Source organism: Dechloromonas denitrificans (assembly GCF_020510665.1).
GTDB lineage: Bacteria > Pseudomonadota > Gammaproteobacteria > Burkholderiales > Rhodocyclaceae > Azonexus > Azonexus denitrificans_B.
This window is the reverse complement of sequence record NZ_CP075187.1, coordinates 3,331,496-3,347,172: the sequence shown is the minus strand read 5'-3', so window position 1 is coordinate 3,347,172 and position 15,677 is coordinate 3,331,496. Positions and strand designations below refer to the sequence as shown.

Here is a 15,677-nt window from a genome sequence, read left to right as displayed (position 1 = left end):
TTTCAAAAGAATTCGACACGATTCCGTCCGGCCTGCTTGGCGCGATACATCGCCTGGTCGGCCAGGCGGATCAGTTGATCGGCATCCGCCGCATCTGGCGGGTAAAGCGCGACACCGATACTGCCGGATACGGTGACTTGGACATCATCCGCCAGTTGGCAGGGCATGCCGATGCTGTCCAGTGTCCGGGCCAGGATTTCACGGGCCATGGTGCTGGTGTGGACCTCGGCCAGCAAAATCACGAACTCGTCGCCACCCAGTCGGCAAACCGTGTCGACATCCCGCAGCGTGGCCTTGATACGTTGCGCAATTTCAATCAGGACGGCATCGCCAGCCTTGTGGCCGTAGGTATCGTTGACCGGTTTGAAGTCGTCAAGATCAAGGTAGCAAACGGCGAGCAACTGGTTGCGCCGGCGCGCCTGTGCCAGCGCCAGGGTCAGGCGGTCGGTCAGCAAGGTCCGGTTGGGTAGCGCGGTCAACGGGTCGTAATAGGCCAATTCCTCTAGCTGACGCTGGTTTTCGCGCAGGCTGGTGATGTCTCGCAAAGAGGTGACGGCGGCCGTGATCTGGCCGTTGTCGGCATCGACGATGGCTGATGCGTTGATCGTCAGCCACTGAATGCTGTCGCGGCCGTGGGGCTGCAGGCCGACGATCTGGTCATGTTGCGATTCGCCGCTCTGCAAGGCGCGCATGACCGGGAAATTGTCCGGCGGCATCAGCGTGCCATCGGGGCGGAGAACATTGCCCCCGGCCCAGGGATGAATCAGGTTGCCGACGAGATGCTCCTTGCTGGCGCCGAGGATAGTTTGCGCTGCCTGATTGCAACTGATGATCCGGTAGTCTAGTCCCACCACAAGAACGCCCTCGGCCAGTACCGAGACGATCGAGCGATTGAATTCGTGGGCTTGCCGCAAAGCCTGTTCGGCATACCAGCGCTCGGTCTGCTCGCGGAAAGTCCAGACCCGGCCGATCGGTCGTCCATCAAGAATCTGCGGATTGGAACTGCGTTCGATGACCCGGCCATCCTTGAGATGAATGACGCTGTGGGAGAAAGCCATTGGCTCACCGGCCAGGCGTGTTACTTCCAGCCCAAAATCGGCCGGTGCCGTCGTTTGTTCGCCGATGAAGGTAAAGAGCGTCGCACTCTGCTTTTCACTAATCAACTCGAAGGGCATGCGCCAGAGATCGACCAATCGGCGGTTGGTGCTGGTGATGCGGCCATTCAGGTCGGCAACCAGAATACCGTCGGCCGATCCCTCCATGGTTGCCTCGAAGCGGGAGAGAGATTCCTGCTGGTTGCGCAGCGCTTGCTGACGTTCGGTGACGTCGGTGATCAGGAAAAGGATTTCGTCGCCCATCCTGGTCGCCAGGACATCGAGCGTCAAAGCCCGGCCATCCCGGCATTGGATACAAAACTCGGAGGGCCCGAGCGGCTCGCTCTGCTCGGGGGGCATATCGATCAGGGCCAGCCAGAGTGCCTGTGCGCGCTGGCGCTGAAACTGGTCGGGTAAAACTACAGCCCACCAATCGTTGATTTGTCGGGTGTCGCTGTCGAGCAAACCAAACATCGCAATCGCGCTGCGATTGATGAACCGGTTCTGGCCATCCACTCCGAAAAGCATGATCCCAGCGGGCTGGTATTTAAGTATTTTGATCCAGTGGGCTTCGCGCAGGCGCAAACTCTCCTGCGCCTGAAGACTCGGTTTGAGCAGCGCTTTTTGCAGAGGGATGCGGAGTACGGCGCCAAGCAGCCCACCGAGCAGCAGGCTGGATAAGAGTCGGAATATGAAGGTACTTTCCGGTCCGGGCTCTTGGGGTGCAAACCATGGGTAGCTGGCCAATCCGCAGGTCAGTGCCGGCAACAAGGCAATCGCCAGCGCCAGCGCATTGCTCAGGCGACCGATCTGGCGTACGAGTTGCATGTCTTGGCTCGAATTCAATTGAAAGTGACCTGGCGTGGATGGTTCGAAGCGGTGAGCATCGGAGCCGACGGCGGAGGAAAAGTTTCTGGAGATCGCTGCTCAGTAGCCGAATTTGTGATTTTAGTGTGTCTTTGGGCGTGTGAGGCACGTTGAAAAGGTGTTAATGCCAAAAGAAAAGGGCCCGGATAACCGGGCCCTGGAATTTGGTGGAGGCGGGGGGGATCGAACCCCCGTCCGCAAGTCCTACACAGGCAGATCTACATACTTATTCCGGTCAATTGGTTTTAACCCTGGTGCGCCGGCCGAACAGGCTCACTTCAGGCGATCCACTTGATTTTCGAGGATGGCTACGCGGCATCGCCAACCCTTATCCGATGTAAGTGACACTGCGTCCAGTTGCCTGGTCCGGCCCATCGGAGAGCCGGTGCAGCGCCAGCCGCGTTAAGCGGCCAGTGCGAATTGTTCGTCGTTGGCGTTTGTAAAGTTTCCAGATGGATTTACGAGGTGACTGGCCCTCGGTATGCACTGTTCTGATTCGCAACCCACGTCGAAGCCAGGTCGCCCCCATTTTTTACGGCAACCATGAGACACTGTTGCCGCTCAACAAGTTCCGGATTTTACGCTATCGCGCCGGTTCCGTCACGAAGTCAGAACTTGATGTTCAGGCCGGTATAGAACGAGCGGCCCATGCCGGGGACGGCAATGCCCAGAGGAATGCTGTTGATACCCATGGTTGTTCCCTGACCGGTGTAAGCACCACCGGTTGGCAGGTAGTAAAACTTGTCAAACAAGTTTTCGACACCAAAGTCGATCCGAACATTCTTCTCGGTGTAGCTGGCTCGCAGGTGAGTCAGGCTGTAGCCGGAGGTTTGTATTTCATTGCGCACGGTGGAAACATCATGCTTGCCTTGGACCGAAACGAATTCGACGGCATTGTTCCAGCCACCGGCTTGTTGGGTCAGTGCCAGCTTCAGGTTGAGCGGCATGATGTTGTACAGATTGTTGCCGGTATCCCGGTTTTCACCCTTGCTGTAGTTGAGCAGTCCTTTCAGCCCGAATTCGCCAACTGCTGTTTTGGCCAGTGGCATGCGACCGGATAGATCGAGACCGTAGAGACGGGCCGATTGGTTGGCGTATTGCAGGCGAACAAAGTTGCTGGTTGATGGATTAGGCGTTGCTGTCGGGCAGCCACCCATGCCGGCACTGCTGCAGCGTACGGCGTCGATGTAGTTATCAACGTAGGTGAAATATGGTGTTGCCTTGAACTCCCAGCTGCGGTCGGCGGCATGCAGGTCGAAGGTGGCGGAGGCAGTGTAGGCGGTTTCCGGCTTCAGATCGGGATTGCCGACATAACCGTTACCGTCGCCGACGAAGTTGTTCATGATCGCCATCATGCTGGCTGTCGACCATGTGTAGCGCTCGTACAGATTGGGCGAGCGAACCTTGCGGGCCAGGCCGAATTCGATATCGGTGAGCTTGCTTGGCGTGTAGCGGGCGAGTGCGGTCAAATCGAGATTGTCGTCGCCTTTGCTGCGGCTGCCGTTATTGAAATTTACGGCGTCAGTGGTCTGGTTCATCATCCCGCCTGTGCCGGAAAGGGGGGCGGTAGCCAGATTGTAGCCGTGGACGGTGTCAGTGCTGGTGCTGACACGTTCGTAACGGGCGCCTAGCTGGGTCGTCCATTGGGTGTTCAGGCGGGATTCCCATTCGCCGAAGATGCCTGTACGGTCGCGCTGGCCGTTGTTGATATTCTGGAAGGCATAGGGCGCCATGCCGCCAGTACCAGAGGCCGGCCACCAATCGTTTAGTGTGTAATGCTGATAGAGAGCACCGATGCGCAGCAGGTCGTTGGCCGTTAGGTCGATGTCGGCTTTGAGATTGATGCCGGTAGTTTTGCCGGTCGAGTACATGGGCATGCCATTGACTGCAGTGCCGTAGGCTAGTTGCTTGTCTGCACCGAAGTTCATGTAGTGGTCGACGTCTTCGTAGTAGGCTCGTGCTTCGAACAGACCCCAGTCGTATTGGCCGAGGTAGCGGAGACTAATGCGCTTTTGCTCATTGCCCAGCATGTCCATGCGTTGGTTGGGATAGAGCTGTTTTGGAACATCCTGGTAACCGATCTTGGTTTCCAGCAAGTGGTTGCCGGTCCGGTAGGCTAGGCCGAGCAGGTGCGTCCAACTCTCGTAGGCCGATGAACCTACTTCATCCAGTCCGAGTGAATGACCCGGCCGGCCGGTCGCGTTGGTGGCAGGAGTCTTGAAATTGGCACCGGCTTTGTAATTGTCTGCCTGTGAGTAAGCGCCGGTATAGCTGACGCTGAAATTTTCGTTAGCCAGCGTGGCACCGATATTGCCACCAAGTGCACTGTTGTTGCTGCGGTAGAAAGCGCCAATTTCACCCTTGGTGAGCAGGCCCTGCCCAGGAGCGGCAAATTGTGGGGCGGCGGTTTCGGCGACGATGCTGCCACCAATACTGTCACCACCAACGCTGACGGGCGTGATTCCCGCATAAACCTTGATCTTGCTGACAGCACTTGGGTCAAGATAGGAAAGTGGGGGATTCATGTGATTGGGGCAGGTGGCGATTAAGTCCATGCCATCAACGCTGATGCGCAAGCGGTCATCGGCCAAGCCGTGAATCGATGGAAGGCTGGAAACACCGCCTGCACCGTATAGGCTGATGCCGGGTACATCCTGTAATAATGCGGCAGTGTCGCGTGTCACGGCATTTTTAGCGGCAATGTCTGCAGCGCCAATCTGGCGTGGGGTGGTTGCTTCAGGCATTCGCCCAGCATTGACGACCACTTCATTCAAGGTGCTTTGTGCATAGACCAGTGGTACGGAAAAAATGACTGCCATGGCGGCAACCAGCGGACGTAAACGTGAAACCATTGTGCTCTCCCTGTTTATCTTGATCTTTGAACGGGGGGAGATTCTCCGCTTTCGTGATGGCATGCGGAATGCGACAAATTGTCGCGCACCAGTGCAGTGCATGCCAAAAAACGGTTTTGGCGGGTTTGCTGCGGTCGACCGCAGCAGGTCAAAGATTCAGCCGGCGGGGCTGTGGGCCTTGAGTACACGAAGCATTTCATCCGCCTTGAAGGGCTTGCTGATGAAATCATCCATGCCGGCCCGCATGCATTGTTCGCGGTCGGCAGCCAGCACGTTGGCGGTCAGGGCAATGATCGGCAGGCGTGGCAGCGACTCGTTGGCTTCCCTGGCACGGATCAGTTGCGTGGCCTCAATGCCATCCATATTCGGCATTTGCAGATCCATCAAGACGAGATCGAAGGTTTGGCTGTTTACGGCGGCAACCGCCTGCAGCCCATCTTCGGCCAGTGTGACGAGACAGCCCTGTTTGCCGAGCAGCATGGTGGCGAGTTTTTGGTTGACCGGCGTATCTTCGACCAGCAGGATGCGTCGCCCGTTCAGGCTGGGGCCGGCCTCTCGCGAAGGGCTGGCGGCTGTGGCCGTTGTCGTGGCCGGCATAGCTGCGCGCAGATAGTCGATGCTGAACCTGAAATGGCTGCCTTGCCCCGGCTGGCTGTCTACCGAGAGCGTGCCATCCATCATTTCAATCAGGCGCATGACGATCGACAGGCCGAGGCCGGTGCCGCCGTACTTCCGGGTCGTCGAGCTTTCGGCTTGCGAAAAGGGCGAGAAGATCATTTCCTGCTTGTCGCTGGGAATGCCGATGCCGGTATCGCTGACGATGAAATTGAGCCGAACTTTCTCGGCCACCGGGCCGGGTGCGGCTGATAACTCGATGTGTACGCCACCCTGCTCGGTGAATTTCAGGGCATTCGAGATCAGATTGGTCAGAATCTGGCGCAGACGGACCGGATCGCCGATGACTTCGCGGGGAACGCTCTCCGCGGCGTGCCAGCTGAGCTTCAGCTTCTTGTCGCTGGCTTGTAACGAGTAAATGCCGAGGACGCTGTCGAGCAAATCCGGCAAGGAGATCGGGATATGTTCCAAGCTGAGCTGGCCGGCATCGATCTTGGAAAAATCGAGTACGTCATTGAGAACGCGCAGCAGGCTTTCACCCGATACCTTGACCCAGGTGAGATATTCGCGTTGTTCCGCGGTCAACTCAGTGGCCAGGGCCAAATCGGTCATGCCGAGAATGCCATTCATCGGTGTCCGGATTTCATGGCTCATGGTGGCCAGGAAACGGGTCTTGGCCTGGGCGCCAGCTTCGGCCGCCTTGGCCAGTTCGGTTTCCTTGTCGCGGGCTTCGGTCAGTTCCCTGATCCGCTCGGCGATGGCGCGCGACATGGCATTGAATGCCCGGCCAAGATGCCCGATGTCGTCATCGCCTTCAGGGACCGGTGGCGGCGTCAGATTGCCGGCAGCAACTGCTTCGCTGGCCTCGGTCAGCGTACTCAGGTGGCGCGTCATCAGGTAGCCGATCAGGCCGATCAGCCCGGCCGAAAATAAGATTTCGAGCAGCGCGATGCCGACGCCTTGCTGGAACAGTTGCGCATGTGCCTGAAGGATCTGCGAAAGATCGAGTCCGACATGCAGCGTTCCCATTTTCTGGCCATAGGCCGTGACCGGCACCTGAATGTCGTAACGTGGATTGCCATCCTTGGCGGCAAAAAGCTGGAAGCTGGGGTCCGGTGCAGGTAATTCCGTATTTTTCGCCCAGCCGCTGCTGGCGATGCGGCGCCCGGTTTTGTCGGTCACGGCCAGATAGCTGATACCGCTGGCCGCCTTGCTTTCCTCCAGTACGGCCTGGACGGTGGCGTAGTCGTGCTGGGCGAGTGGTGCGACGATGGCGGCAATCAGCACCGGAGCAATTTGCTCGGCATGGCGTTGTGCCTGCATCCCCATATTGTCGGCCAGCAGCCGCAGGCTGTTGGCGACGAGCACGGTCAACATCAGCGCTTCGACCAGAATGGCCACGACCAGAAGACGACCACGCACCGAGCGCGGCAGGAATGAACGTCTCATCGGGCCTTGATCAACTGACGGGTCTCGACGGCGTAGGGTTCCATCGCTTCAAGCTCCTTGGGGCGGAGCTTGCGGTAAGCCTCAAGCTTATTCTGGCTGAGGTATCTTTTTCCGGCCGGCGAGTTGGCGAAATTGCTCAGGGCCAGATCGAATTTGCCAAGCTGATGGCTCCAGCGTTTGTTGAGCATGTACACCCGGCCAAGCAGCGAATCGCTTTCGGCCAGGATGCGCAAATCGGCCTGTTGCTCGGCCGGCAGTTTCTGAAAATTGGCCAGCGAGGTGAAGGCCAGGCTGGCATCGCCGGCCAGCACTTGCTGGCTGATGCTGTCGGCCGCTGAGACATAGCGCATGTTGGTTTCCTGGACGCCGTTGATTTTCATCCAGTGCTGTCCCCACAAGGTCACCAGAGAGGACGGTGAGAGTCCGAGGACCGTTGCGCCCTTCAGATCTGCCGGGCTGCGAAAAGGGCTGTCGCGTGCAACCAGCGCAACGGCCTTGAAATCGGCCTTGTAGGTTGCCAGGGGCAGGTAGCCGGCGTCGGTCTGGTAAAGACGGGCCTGGTGGCCTGTCGTGATTGCCAGGTCGTAATCCTGATTCAGGGCGCGCCGGCCGAACTCGGTAAAGTCCGGCGCAGTCTGGACTTCGACGGGCATGCCAAGGTCGCGCTCAAGCTGCTGGCGCAATGGCTGATACATTTCCAGAATGACCCGGGCGCTGGTGTGGGGCGCAACCCCCAGCCTGAAAACCGGCGACTCGGCCGTTGCGCCCCATGCAAAGAACAAGGCCCCAATGGCGAACAAGCGGATGATTGCGGTTTTCAGCATCGCTTTCTCAGGCGTTCAGCTTATCGAGTGCCTCGCGCAGTTTTCCCGGTTCATCGAGGCGCAGCATCCGGCGGACCGTGGGGGCGAGTTCGCTGACATCGGCCTTGAGTACGCGATTCTTCACTTCAAGAATCTGCGATGGGTGCATCGAGAAAATGCGCAGGCCCATGCCGAGCAGCAGGCGGGTGAATTGCGGATCACCGGCGACTTCACCGCAAACGGAGACCGGAATGTTGACCTTTTCCGCCATCGACAGCGTGTGGGCCAGGAGCATCAGCACGGCAGGATGCAGCGGGTCGTAAAGATTGGCGACCTGTTCGTCGGAACGGTCGATGGCCAGTGTGTACTGGATCAGGTCATTGGTGCCGATCGACAGGAAGTCGAGACGACGCAGGAACAGGCCGACGGCCAGCGCGGCGGCTGGAATCTCGATCATCCCGCCAACCTGGATGTTTTCGTCGAAAGCGACCTTTTCGCCACGCAGGCTGGATTTGGCCTGCTCCAGTGCGGCCAGCGTCTGGTCGATTTCATGGGCGTGCGCCAGCATCGGGATGAGCAACTTGATCGGGCCGTATTTCGAGGCGCGCAGGATGGCACGCAGCTGGATCTGGAACATGCGCGGCTCGGCCAGCGACAGGCGGATGGCGCGCCGACCGAGGGCCGGGTTGGTATGAACACGATCGTTGGTGTTGTTGCCGGGGCGCAGATCCTTGTCGTTGCCGAGGTCGAAGGTGCGGATGGTGACCGGCCGACCGGCCATGCCCTTGACCACCTTTTTGTAGGCTTCGTATTGCTCGCGCTCGTCGGGCATGTCGCCGCGGTCGAGGAAGAGGAATTCGGTACGGAACAGGCCGACCCCTTCGGCACCAGCCTCCAGCGCAATCGGCACGTCGCCGGGCAATTCGATATTGGCAAAAAGTTGCACGTCGACCGCGTCAATCGTCTGCGATCTGGCCGTCTTCAGGCGCTTGAGCTTGGAGCGTTCCAGTTCGATCTGGTTCTTGCGGAGCTGGTATTCCTCCAGCACGCGCGGGTCCGGATTGACGATGACGACGCCGCGCGTGCCATCGACGATGATCTGCTCGCCATCGCGGATCAGCGAACGCGCTGTTTCAAGGCCGACAATCGACGGAATCGCCATGCTGCGGGCGAGAATGGCTGTGTGCGAAGTCGAGCCGCCGACATCGGTGATGAAGGAGGCGAAGCGATGGTCCTTGAAGGCGATGACGTCGGCCGGTGACAGGTCGTGGGCGACGACAATCAGCATCTCTTCCTTGACGCCCTTGGCCGTTTTCATCACCGCCCGGCCGGGGTGGCCAAGCAGTTCCTTGATGACGCGCTCAACGACCTGGACGACGTCGAACTTGCGTTCGCGCAGGTAGGGGTCGTCGAATTGCTCGAATTGCCCGACCAGATGCTCCATCTGCTGGACCAGCGCCCATTCGGCATTGCAGCGCCGCTCGCGGATGATCTCGCGCGGCTTGTCGACCAGTTCAGGGTCTTCGAGGAACATGGTGTGGATGTCGATGAAGGCGGCAAGCTCGGCCGGGGCGTGCTCGGTCGTTTCCTTCATCAGTTCGAGCTCGCCCTTGACGGACTTGATGGCCGCCTCGAAGCGGGTGATTTCCTTGTCGACCATGCGCGGAGCTATGGTCAGGTGCGACACTTCCAGCGTCGCATGCGACATCAGCATGGCCCGCCCGATGGCGATGCCGCTGGAGACACCGAGACCGTGCAGGGTGAAGCTCATGGTCGCTTACTCCCCTTCGCCGAAATAATCGGCGATCAGCGCAAGCAGCGCATCCATCGCCTCCGCCTCATCCGGACCGTCGGTTTCGACAGTCACTTTCGAGCCCTTGCCAGCCGCCAGCATCATCACCCCCATGATGCTTTTGGCGTTGATCCGGCGTGTGCCTTTGGCCATCCAGACTTCGCATTTGTATTTGCCGGCCAGTTGGGTCAGCTTGGCCGAGGCGCGGGCGTGCAGGCCCAGCTTGTTGATGATCTCTGTTTCTCTGGTCTGCATGTCTAGTGATCCTGCATATTGAAAACGCCATCGCGGCCGCCGCCGATGGCTCGGGTGAGCAAGGTTTCCATGCCCTTCTCGCGGTAGGTCAAGGCGCGCAGCAGCATCGGCAGATTAACGCCGGCAATGCCTTCGATGCGTCCCGGTTCCAGCAGCTTCAGGGCGAGATTGGCCGGACTGGCGCCAAAAATGTCGGTCAGGACGACCGCACCTTCGCCGGTATCAACCAGGGCGAGCATTTGCCGGGCCAGCGGCAGGAGGTCGAGCGGGTCATCCTGAGCGGCCACGCCCAACTGGTTGAGCTGGATTGGCCGCTTGTTGAGCACGTGGCAGGCGTTCTGGACGAGGGCCTCGCCATAGCTGCCATGGGTGATGAGTAGAATTCCGATCATGCGTCGGATTCTACCGCCCTTTCAGCGTCGGCTGGCGATCAGGATACCGCCGACAACCAGGCCGGCTCCGGCCACCTGGGCGAAGGAAATTTGCTCGTCGAGCAGCCACCAGCCAAAGCCGATGGTGAGCAATGGTCCGATCATCGTGATCAGCGAGGCATGACCGGCGCCGAGTCGCTTGATTGCCGCCGTTTGGGCGAATACCGGGATGATCGTGGCGAACAAGGCCATCGCCAGTCCCCAGCCATACACCGGCAGCGGCTGAATGAAAGCGCTGAGCGGGTGTGACAGGGCGAAGTGTACCAAGGTGACGGCTGACGACATCAGCGTGGCGATGGCGGCAAAGCGCATGGCGCCGATCCGCGTGATCATCGGAGCGCTGCCCGAGAGATAGATGGCGTAGGAAACGCTGGAGCCGAAGACAAGGGCGCCGCCGAGCCAGACATTGCGGGCATCGCCGAAATCGAGATCGTGCATGAAGGCAAAACCGATGCCGCAATAGCAGAAGACGATGGCAATTGCCTCGCGGCGGGTGAAGGGTTTGCCCTGGAAGAAAACGCCGATCAGAATGGTCAGGGTTGGGTAGGTGAACAGGATCAGGCGCTCCAGCCCGGCCGAAATGTACTGCAGTCCCCAGAAATCGAGGATGCTTGCGCCGTAATAGCCGCAACAGCCGAGCAGGAAAAGTCGGCCCCAGTCCTGGCGCGACAACTGGGCGCCGCTGCGTTGCTCGGCCAGGCCGACCCAGAGAAAAACCGGCAGCGCAAAACCCATGCGCAGCGCCAGCAGGGTGACGGCATCGACGCCATACGGGTAGGCCAGTTTGACGAAGATGGCCTTCATCGAAAAACCGAGTGCGGCAAGCAGGGCCAGGGCGGCACCGGTGGCAGGACTATTTCGCCAGGCGTTCGATTTTTTCAAAGTCATGTTCGTCGAGTTGGAGTGGATTGCCCATTGAATACGTCACCAGGCGGCTTGGCAATTGGTAATATTCAAAGCAAGCATTCGTTCTGGACGAAACCATGTATTACGACCTTCCGGATTTGCGGCTGGTTGCCGCGATTGCCGACAGTGGCAGCCTGACCCGGGCAGCCGCCAGGGTTCATCTGGCGCCCTCCTCGGCCAGTCATCGCCTGACCCAGCTTGAAGCGGCGCTCGGCGTGCCGCTTTTTGCCCGTCACCATCGCGGTCTGACCCCGACGTTGGCGGGTGAGTCGCTGTTGCGGCATGCCCGTCAGGTATTCGCCCAGCTGGAACAAATGCATGCCGATCTGGCGCCCTACGCCAGCGGCTTGAACAGCCAGGTCACGGTGTTTGCCAATACCAATGCCATCAACTGTTTTTTACCCGAAGATCTCGGCGATTTCCTGCGTGAACATCCGCGTATCCGGGTCAGCCTCGAAGAGCAGCCCAGTCCGGCGATCATTCAGGCGGTGGCTGCCGGGCAGGTTGAAATCGGGGTGGTGGCCGCCGAGCGTGGGCCGGGCAGCCTTGATTCACAGCCTTACCGGCGTGATCGTCTGGCCTTGGTGGTGCCGGCCGGGCATCCGCTGGCGGCTCGCCAGGTCGTCAATTTTGCCGAAGTGCTCGACCAGCCTTTTGTCTGCCTGCATGCCGGCAGCGCCATTCATACTTTCATGATGAATGCCGCGGCCCAACTGGGCGGTAGCCTCGACGTGCGCATCCAGGTGCGCAGCTTCAATGCCATTTGCCGCATGGTGGCGGCGGGTGTTGGCATCGGTTTGTTGCCGCACTCCTCGATTGTCGCGGTCGACGGCCTGAAAACGGTGAAAATCGCCGACGATTGGGCGCCGCGCGATCTGCAATTGTGCGTGCGTTCGCGCGCCGCACTCAGCCCGGCGGCAGCGGCCCTGTTCGACCATCTGGCCGACAAGGGCAGGCAGGCGCTTACAACGGGCGTTTGACGGTCAGCGCACCGCGTACTTCGCCCTTGGCGTAGCCGGTCGCCTGGTCGTGCGGATAGCTCTCGCCGAGTTTGGTCTTCAGGCCGGCCTCGAATTGTTCAACCGGGCCGTGACACTTGAGGCAAACGTCGCCGACCGGCAGGGCCTTGATGTAGCGGAAGACCGGTTTGCCGTCGATGTTGACGACTTCGCTCTTCTCCAGCGTTTCCGGTTTTTCGCCGTTGGCGGCACGGATGTTGAAGTCGGCCAGTTGCCGGACTTCCCACAAATCCGGTGTGCCGCGCTCGGCATTGCGCGTCTTCAGGCTGACCCGACGAATATCCCAGCCGGTTTCCTGACGTTTTTCCTTGATCAGCGCCGGTGCCTGCTCCTTGCAGACCGGAATCGCCCCGGCGACGCCTTTTTCAGCGACTGCCTCCTGCATCGCACTGACCACCTTGGGGACAACGGGCAGCACAGTTTTTTTGGTATCGGCGGTCAGCGTGGCGATGTCCTGGGCCAGCACCGGCATGGCTGCGAGCAGCAGGGCGAGAGGCATGAAGGTTTTCATCAGGGGCTCCAGAATGAAATAAGTAAACGCTTATTTTATTCCCTCTTCCTGCTGCATGGTGCTCGATTTGTCCGTGCCGCGACTCAGCGCCGACCGCCGAGAATCGAGCCGAGTACGCCGCGCAGGATCTGCTTGCCGATTTCACGGCCAACGGTGCCGGCCATGCCGCGGGCGGCGCTCTTGGCGGCGGCTTCGATCATGCCTTCGCGCTTGCCGCCGCGCGGTCCGGTGCTGCCGCCGAGCATTTCGCCGATGCTGTCGAGAATGCCGCCGCCGGATTCCTGTGCGGCGATTTCGGGTTGGCGAGCTTGGGGCGTCGGGCGTTGCTCGGCTTGCTGGCCACCGTGATTGCCCCAGTCATTGGCGTTAAGGCCGCCCGGCTGGCCGGGGGGCGGGGCTGGAATGGCGCCGGGAGCAGCCTGCTTTGCCGCCGGTTTGCCGCGCAGGATTTCGTAGGCTGATTCGCGGTCGACCGTGGTGCCGTAAGTGGCGAGCATCGGTGATGCCTGGATCATCGCCTTGCGTTCGTCGGCGCTGAGCGGGCCGAGGCGGGAAGCGGGCGGAAAGATGATGCTGCGGTCGACCACTGTCGGGCGGCCTTTTTCGTCGAGGAAGGAAACCAGCGCCTCGCCGACGCCGAGTTCGGTGATGACGGTGGCGGCGTCGAATTTGGGATTGGCGCGCATGGTTTGTGCGGCGGCCTGGACGGCTTTCTGGTCGCGCGGCGTGAAGGCACGCAAGGCGTGCTGGACGCGGTTGCCGAGCTGGCCGAGGATTTTTTCCGGAACGTCGAGCGGGTTCTGCGTCACGAAATAGACGCCGACGCCCTTGGAGCGAATCAGGCGGACGACCTGTTCGACCTTGTCGGTCAGCGCCTGGGGCGCATCGGTGAACAGCAGGTGGGCTTCGTCGAAGAAGAAAACGAGTTTGGGTTTGTCGAGGTCGCCGGCTTCGGGCAGTTGCTCGAACAGTTCGGCGAGCAGCCAGAGCAGGAAGGTCGAGTAGAGCGCCGGGGCCTGGACGAGTTTTTCGGCCGATAGCACGTTGATCACGCCGCGCCCGTTTTCATCGAGCTTCATCAGGTCGTTGATGTCGAGCATTGGCTCGCCGAAGAACTGGTCGCCGCCCTGCTCTTCGAGCGTCAGCAGGCCGCGCTGGATGGCCCCAATCGACGCCGAGGAAACATTGCCGTATTCGGTAGTGAATTCCTTGGCGTTGTCGCCCACGTGCTGGACCATGGCCCGCAAGTCCTTGAGATCGAGCAGCAACAGGCCTTGATCGTCGGCGATCTTGAAAACAAGTTGCAGCACGCCGGTTTGCGTGTCGTTCAGGTTGAGCAGGCGGGCGAGGAGCAGCGGGCCCATGTCGGAAATGGTCGCGCGGACCGGCACGCCGCCCTGGCCGAACACATCCCAGAAAGCGACCGGGTTGGCGTAGGGCTGGAAACCTTCGAGGCCGAGATCCTTGAGCCGGGCTTCCAGCTTCGGCGTAACCACGCCGGGCGCGCCCATGCCGGAAAGGTCGCCCTTGACGTCGGCCATGAAGACGGGAACACCGGCAAAGGACAGGCGTTCGGCGATCGATTGCAGCGTGACGGTCTTGCCGGTGCCGGTGGCGCCGGTGATCAGGCCGTGGCGGTTGGCCATCTGCGGCAGCAATGCCGGGTAGCCGTCTTCGGATTTGGCGAGGTAAAGCGGTTCGGACATGGTGCGATCTTCCACAAGATAGGTATTCGGCATTCTAGCAACGCTTGGCGAGGTGAAATGTGAAAGAGCGTAATCAGCGTCGGCTGGAAATTCGAACATCGACTGACGAGACTGCCGGCTGCGGTTAAAATTGCGGCTTCTTTGTTTTTGCAGTGAGAGAAGACCATGGCAGGTCATTCCAAGTGGGCCAATATTCAGCACCGTAAGGGTCGTCAGGACGAAAAGCGCGGCGCCGCTTTCTCCAAGATCGCCAAGGAAATTACCGTGGCTGCCAAGATGGGCGGCGGCGATGTCGGTTTCAATCCGCGCCTGCGTGTCGCGGTCGACAAGGCCAAGGGCGTCAATATGCCCAAGGACAAGATCGATACGGCGATCAAGAAGGGGACTGGCGAGCTGGAAGGCGTCGATTATGTCGAGATCCGCTACGAAGGCTACGGCATCGGCGGCGCGGCGATCATGGTTGATTGCCTGACCGACAACAAGACCCGCACCGTCGCTGAAGTGCGCCATGCTTTCAACAAGTATGGTGGCAACATGGGCACCGAAGGTTGCGTCGTGTTCCAGTTCAAGCATTGCGGCCAGATGATTTTCGCCCCGGGGACCGACGAAGCGGCCTTGATGGACGCGGCGATCGAAGCCGGTGCCGAGGATGTGGCGACGAACGATGACGGTTCGATCGAAGTGATCACCGCACCGAACGACTACATGACCGTCAAGGATGCGCTTGAAGCGGCCGGCTTCAAGCCGGAATTCGGCGAAGTGACGATGAAGCCGGAAGGCGAAACCGAGCTGGCCGGCGACGACGCCGTGCGCATGCAGAAACTGCTCGACGCGCTGGAAGGTCTGGACGACGTGCAGGAAATCTACAGCACGGCTGTGATGGATGAATAAGCGCTTGCCGCGCAGTCAGGAATTATCGTGAATCAGTTCCGTACCTTGCTTGCTGTACTGCTTGTTTCATCGAGCCTGACTGCGTCGGCCGCGACGCTGGTCTGCCCCGATTTGTCCGGGGCGGCCCAGATCAACGCCTGTCCGATGGAAGAAGAGCTGAAGTACACCTACAACGGCTTTTGCAGCGATGCCGCCAAGGCGTATGCCAACCAGACCGACTCCTGCTTGCGTTATGAAGACTACCGGGCGATGAAAAATGTCGCCTTGTGGGAATCGAAGGACGGTGTTTTCGACGCTTACGTTTCCTGCGACAAGCCGGCCGCCGAAGTCAAAATGCTGCGGTCGACCGGCATGAAAGTCGAAAAACAGGGCAAGCTGACCAAGCTGGTCTGCAGCTATCCGGGCGGGGTGACGTTTACCTACCGGACCAAGGGTGCTTGCCGGGTGGATGGCGTGCAGGCAAGTTGCGATTGAGTGCCACGGGGC

General features: G+C 60.0%; 13 protein-coding genes and 1 other RNA gene. 3 read left to right on the top strand and 11 right to left on the bottom strand.

What is annotated here, in order from left to right:
- Positions 1-2: 2 nt before the first annotated feature.
- The 9 genes from KI614_RS15805 to KI614_RS15765 all read right to left on the bottom strand — a co-directional run bounded on the left by KI614_RS15805 (position 3) and on the right by KI614_RS15765 (position 11,046).
- A complete protein-coding gene (locus KI614_RS15805; RefSeq protein ID WP_226406870.1) occupies positions 3-1,922 on the bottom strand; it encodes a bifunctional diguanylate cyclase/phosphodiesterase in 1,920 nt (639 codons plus the stop codon).
- Between the two features lie 204 nt (positions 1,923-2,126).
- Positions 2,127-2,488, bottom strand: a transfer-messenger RNA (tmRNA) gene (gene ssrA / locus KI614_RS15800).
- Positions 2,489-2,569: 81 nt separating this feature from the next.
- Positions 2,570-4,813: a TonB-dependent receptor gene (locus KI614_RS15795; protein ID WP_226406868.1), complete on the bottom strand. Its 2,244-nt coding sequence runs from the start codon at positions 4,811-4,813 to the stop codon at positions 2,570-2,572.
- Between the two features lie 156 nt (positions 4,814-4,969).
- Entirely contained in the window at positions 4,970-6,877 is a 1,908-nt protein-coding gene (locus tag KI614_RS15790; RefSeq protein ID WP_226406866.1) for an ATP-binding protein, read from the bottom strand.
- Positions 6,874-7,701, bottom strand: coding sequence for a phosphate/phosphite/phosphonate ABC transporter substrate-binding protein (locus tag KI614_RS15785; RefSeq protein ID WP_226406864.1), 828 nt, complete (start codon positions 7,699-7,701; stop codon positions 6,874-6,876). Before KI614_RS15785 ends, KI614_RS15790 begins: the two co-directional genes overlap by 4 nt.
- A 7-nt stretch (positions 7,702-7,708) precedes the next feature.
- The gene (ptsP, locus tag KI614_RS15780) at positions 7,709-9,451 is read right to left on the bottom strand and encodes a phosphoenolpyruvate--protein phosphotransferase (RefSeq protein ID WP_226406862.1); all 1,743 of its coding nucleotides are present in this window, start codon (positions 9,449-9,451) and stop codon (positions 7,709-7,711) included.
- 6 nt (positions 9,452-9,457) lie between these two features.
- The gene (locus KI614_RS15775) at positions 9,458-9,727 is read right to left on the bottom strand and encodes an HPr family phosphocarrier protein (RefSeq protein WP_226406860.1); all 270 of its coding nucleotides are present in this window, start codon (positions 9,725-9,727) and stop codon (positions 9,458-9,460) included.
- Between the two features lie 2 nt (positions 9,728-9,729).
- Positions 9,730-10,119: a PTS sugar transporter subunit IIA gene (locus KI614_RS15770; protein WP_226406858.1), complete on the bottom strand. Its 390-nt coding sequence runs from the start codon at positions 10,117-10,119 to the stop codon at positions 9,730-9,732.
- Positions 10,120-10,140: 21 nt separating this feature from the next.
- Positions 10,141-11,046: a DMT family transporter gene (locus tag KI614_RS15765; protein WP_226406856.1), complete on the bottom strand. Its 906-nt coding sequence runs from the start codon at positions 11,044-11,046 to the stop codon at positions 10,141-10,143.
- Between the two features lie 95 nt (positions 11,047-11,141).
- On the opposite strand from KI614_RS15765, the gene KI614_RS15760 reads away from it, so the two are divergent.
- The gene (locus KI614_RS15760; RefSeq protein ID WP_226406854.1) at positions 11,142-12,044 is read left to right on the top strand and encodes a LysR family transcriptional regulator; all 903 of its coding nucleotides are present in this window, start codon (positions 11,142-11,144) and stop codon (positions 12,042-12,044) included.
- Here the strand turns inward: KI614_RS15760 and KI614_RS15755 are convergent.
- On the bottom strand, positions 12,028-12,594 hold the full coding sequence (locus tag KI614_RS15755; RefSeq protein WP_226406852.1) for a DUF3365 domain-containing protein: 567 nt from the start codon (positions 12,592-12,594) through the stop codon (positions 12,028-12,030). The genes KI614_RS15760 and KI614_RS15755 overlap by 17 nt on opposite strands.
- 83 nt (positions 12,595-12,677) lie before the next feature.
- Positions 12,678-14,300, bottom strand: coding sequence for a helicase HerA-like domain-containing protein (locus KI614_RS15750; RefSeq protein ID WP_226406850.1), 1,623 nt, complete (start codon positions 14,298-14,300; stop codon positions 12,678-12,680).
- A gap of 165 nt (positions 14,301-14,465) precedes the next feature.
- Here KI614_RS15750 and KI614_RS15745 point away from each other — a divergent pair, with 165 nt between their 5' ends.
- Both KI614_RS15745 and KI614_RS15740 read left to right on the top strand, forming a co-directional pair.
- Positions 14,466-15,191, top strand: coding sequence for a YebC/PmpR family DNA-binding transcriptional regulator (locus tag KI614_RS15745; RefSeq protein WP_226406848.1), 726 nt, complete (start codon positions 14,466-14,468; stop codon positions 15,189-15,191).
- A 27-nt stretch (positions 15,192-15,218) separates the two neighbouring features.
- Complete coding sequence (locus KI614_RS15740) at positions 15,219-15,665, top strand: hypothetical protein (RefSeq protein ID WP_226406846.1); 447 nt, start codon at positions 15,219-15,221, stop codon at positions 15,663-15,665.
- The last annotated feature ends 12 nt before the right edge of the window (positions 15,666-15,677 follow it).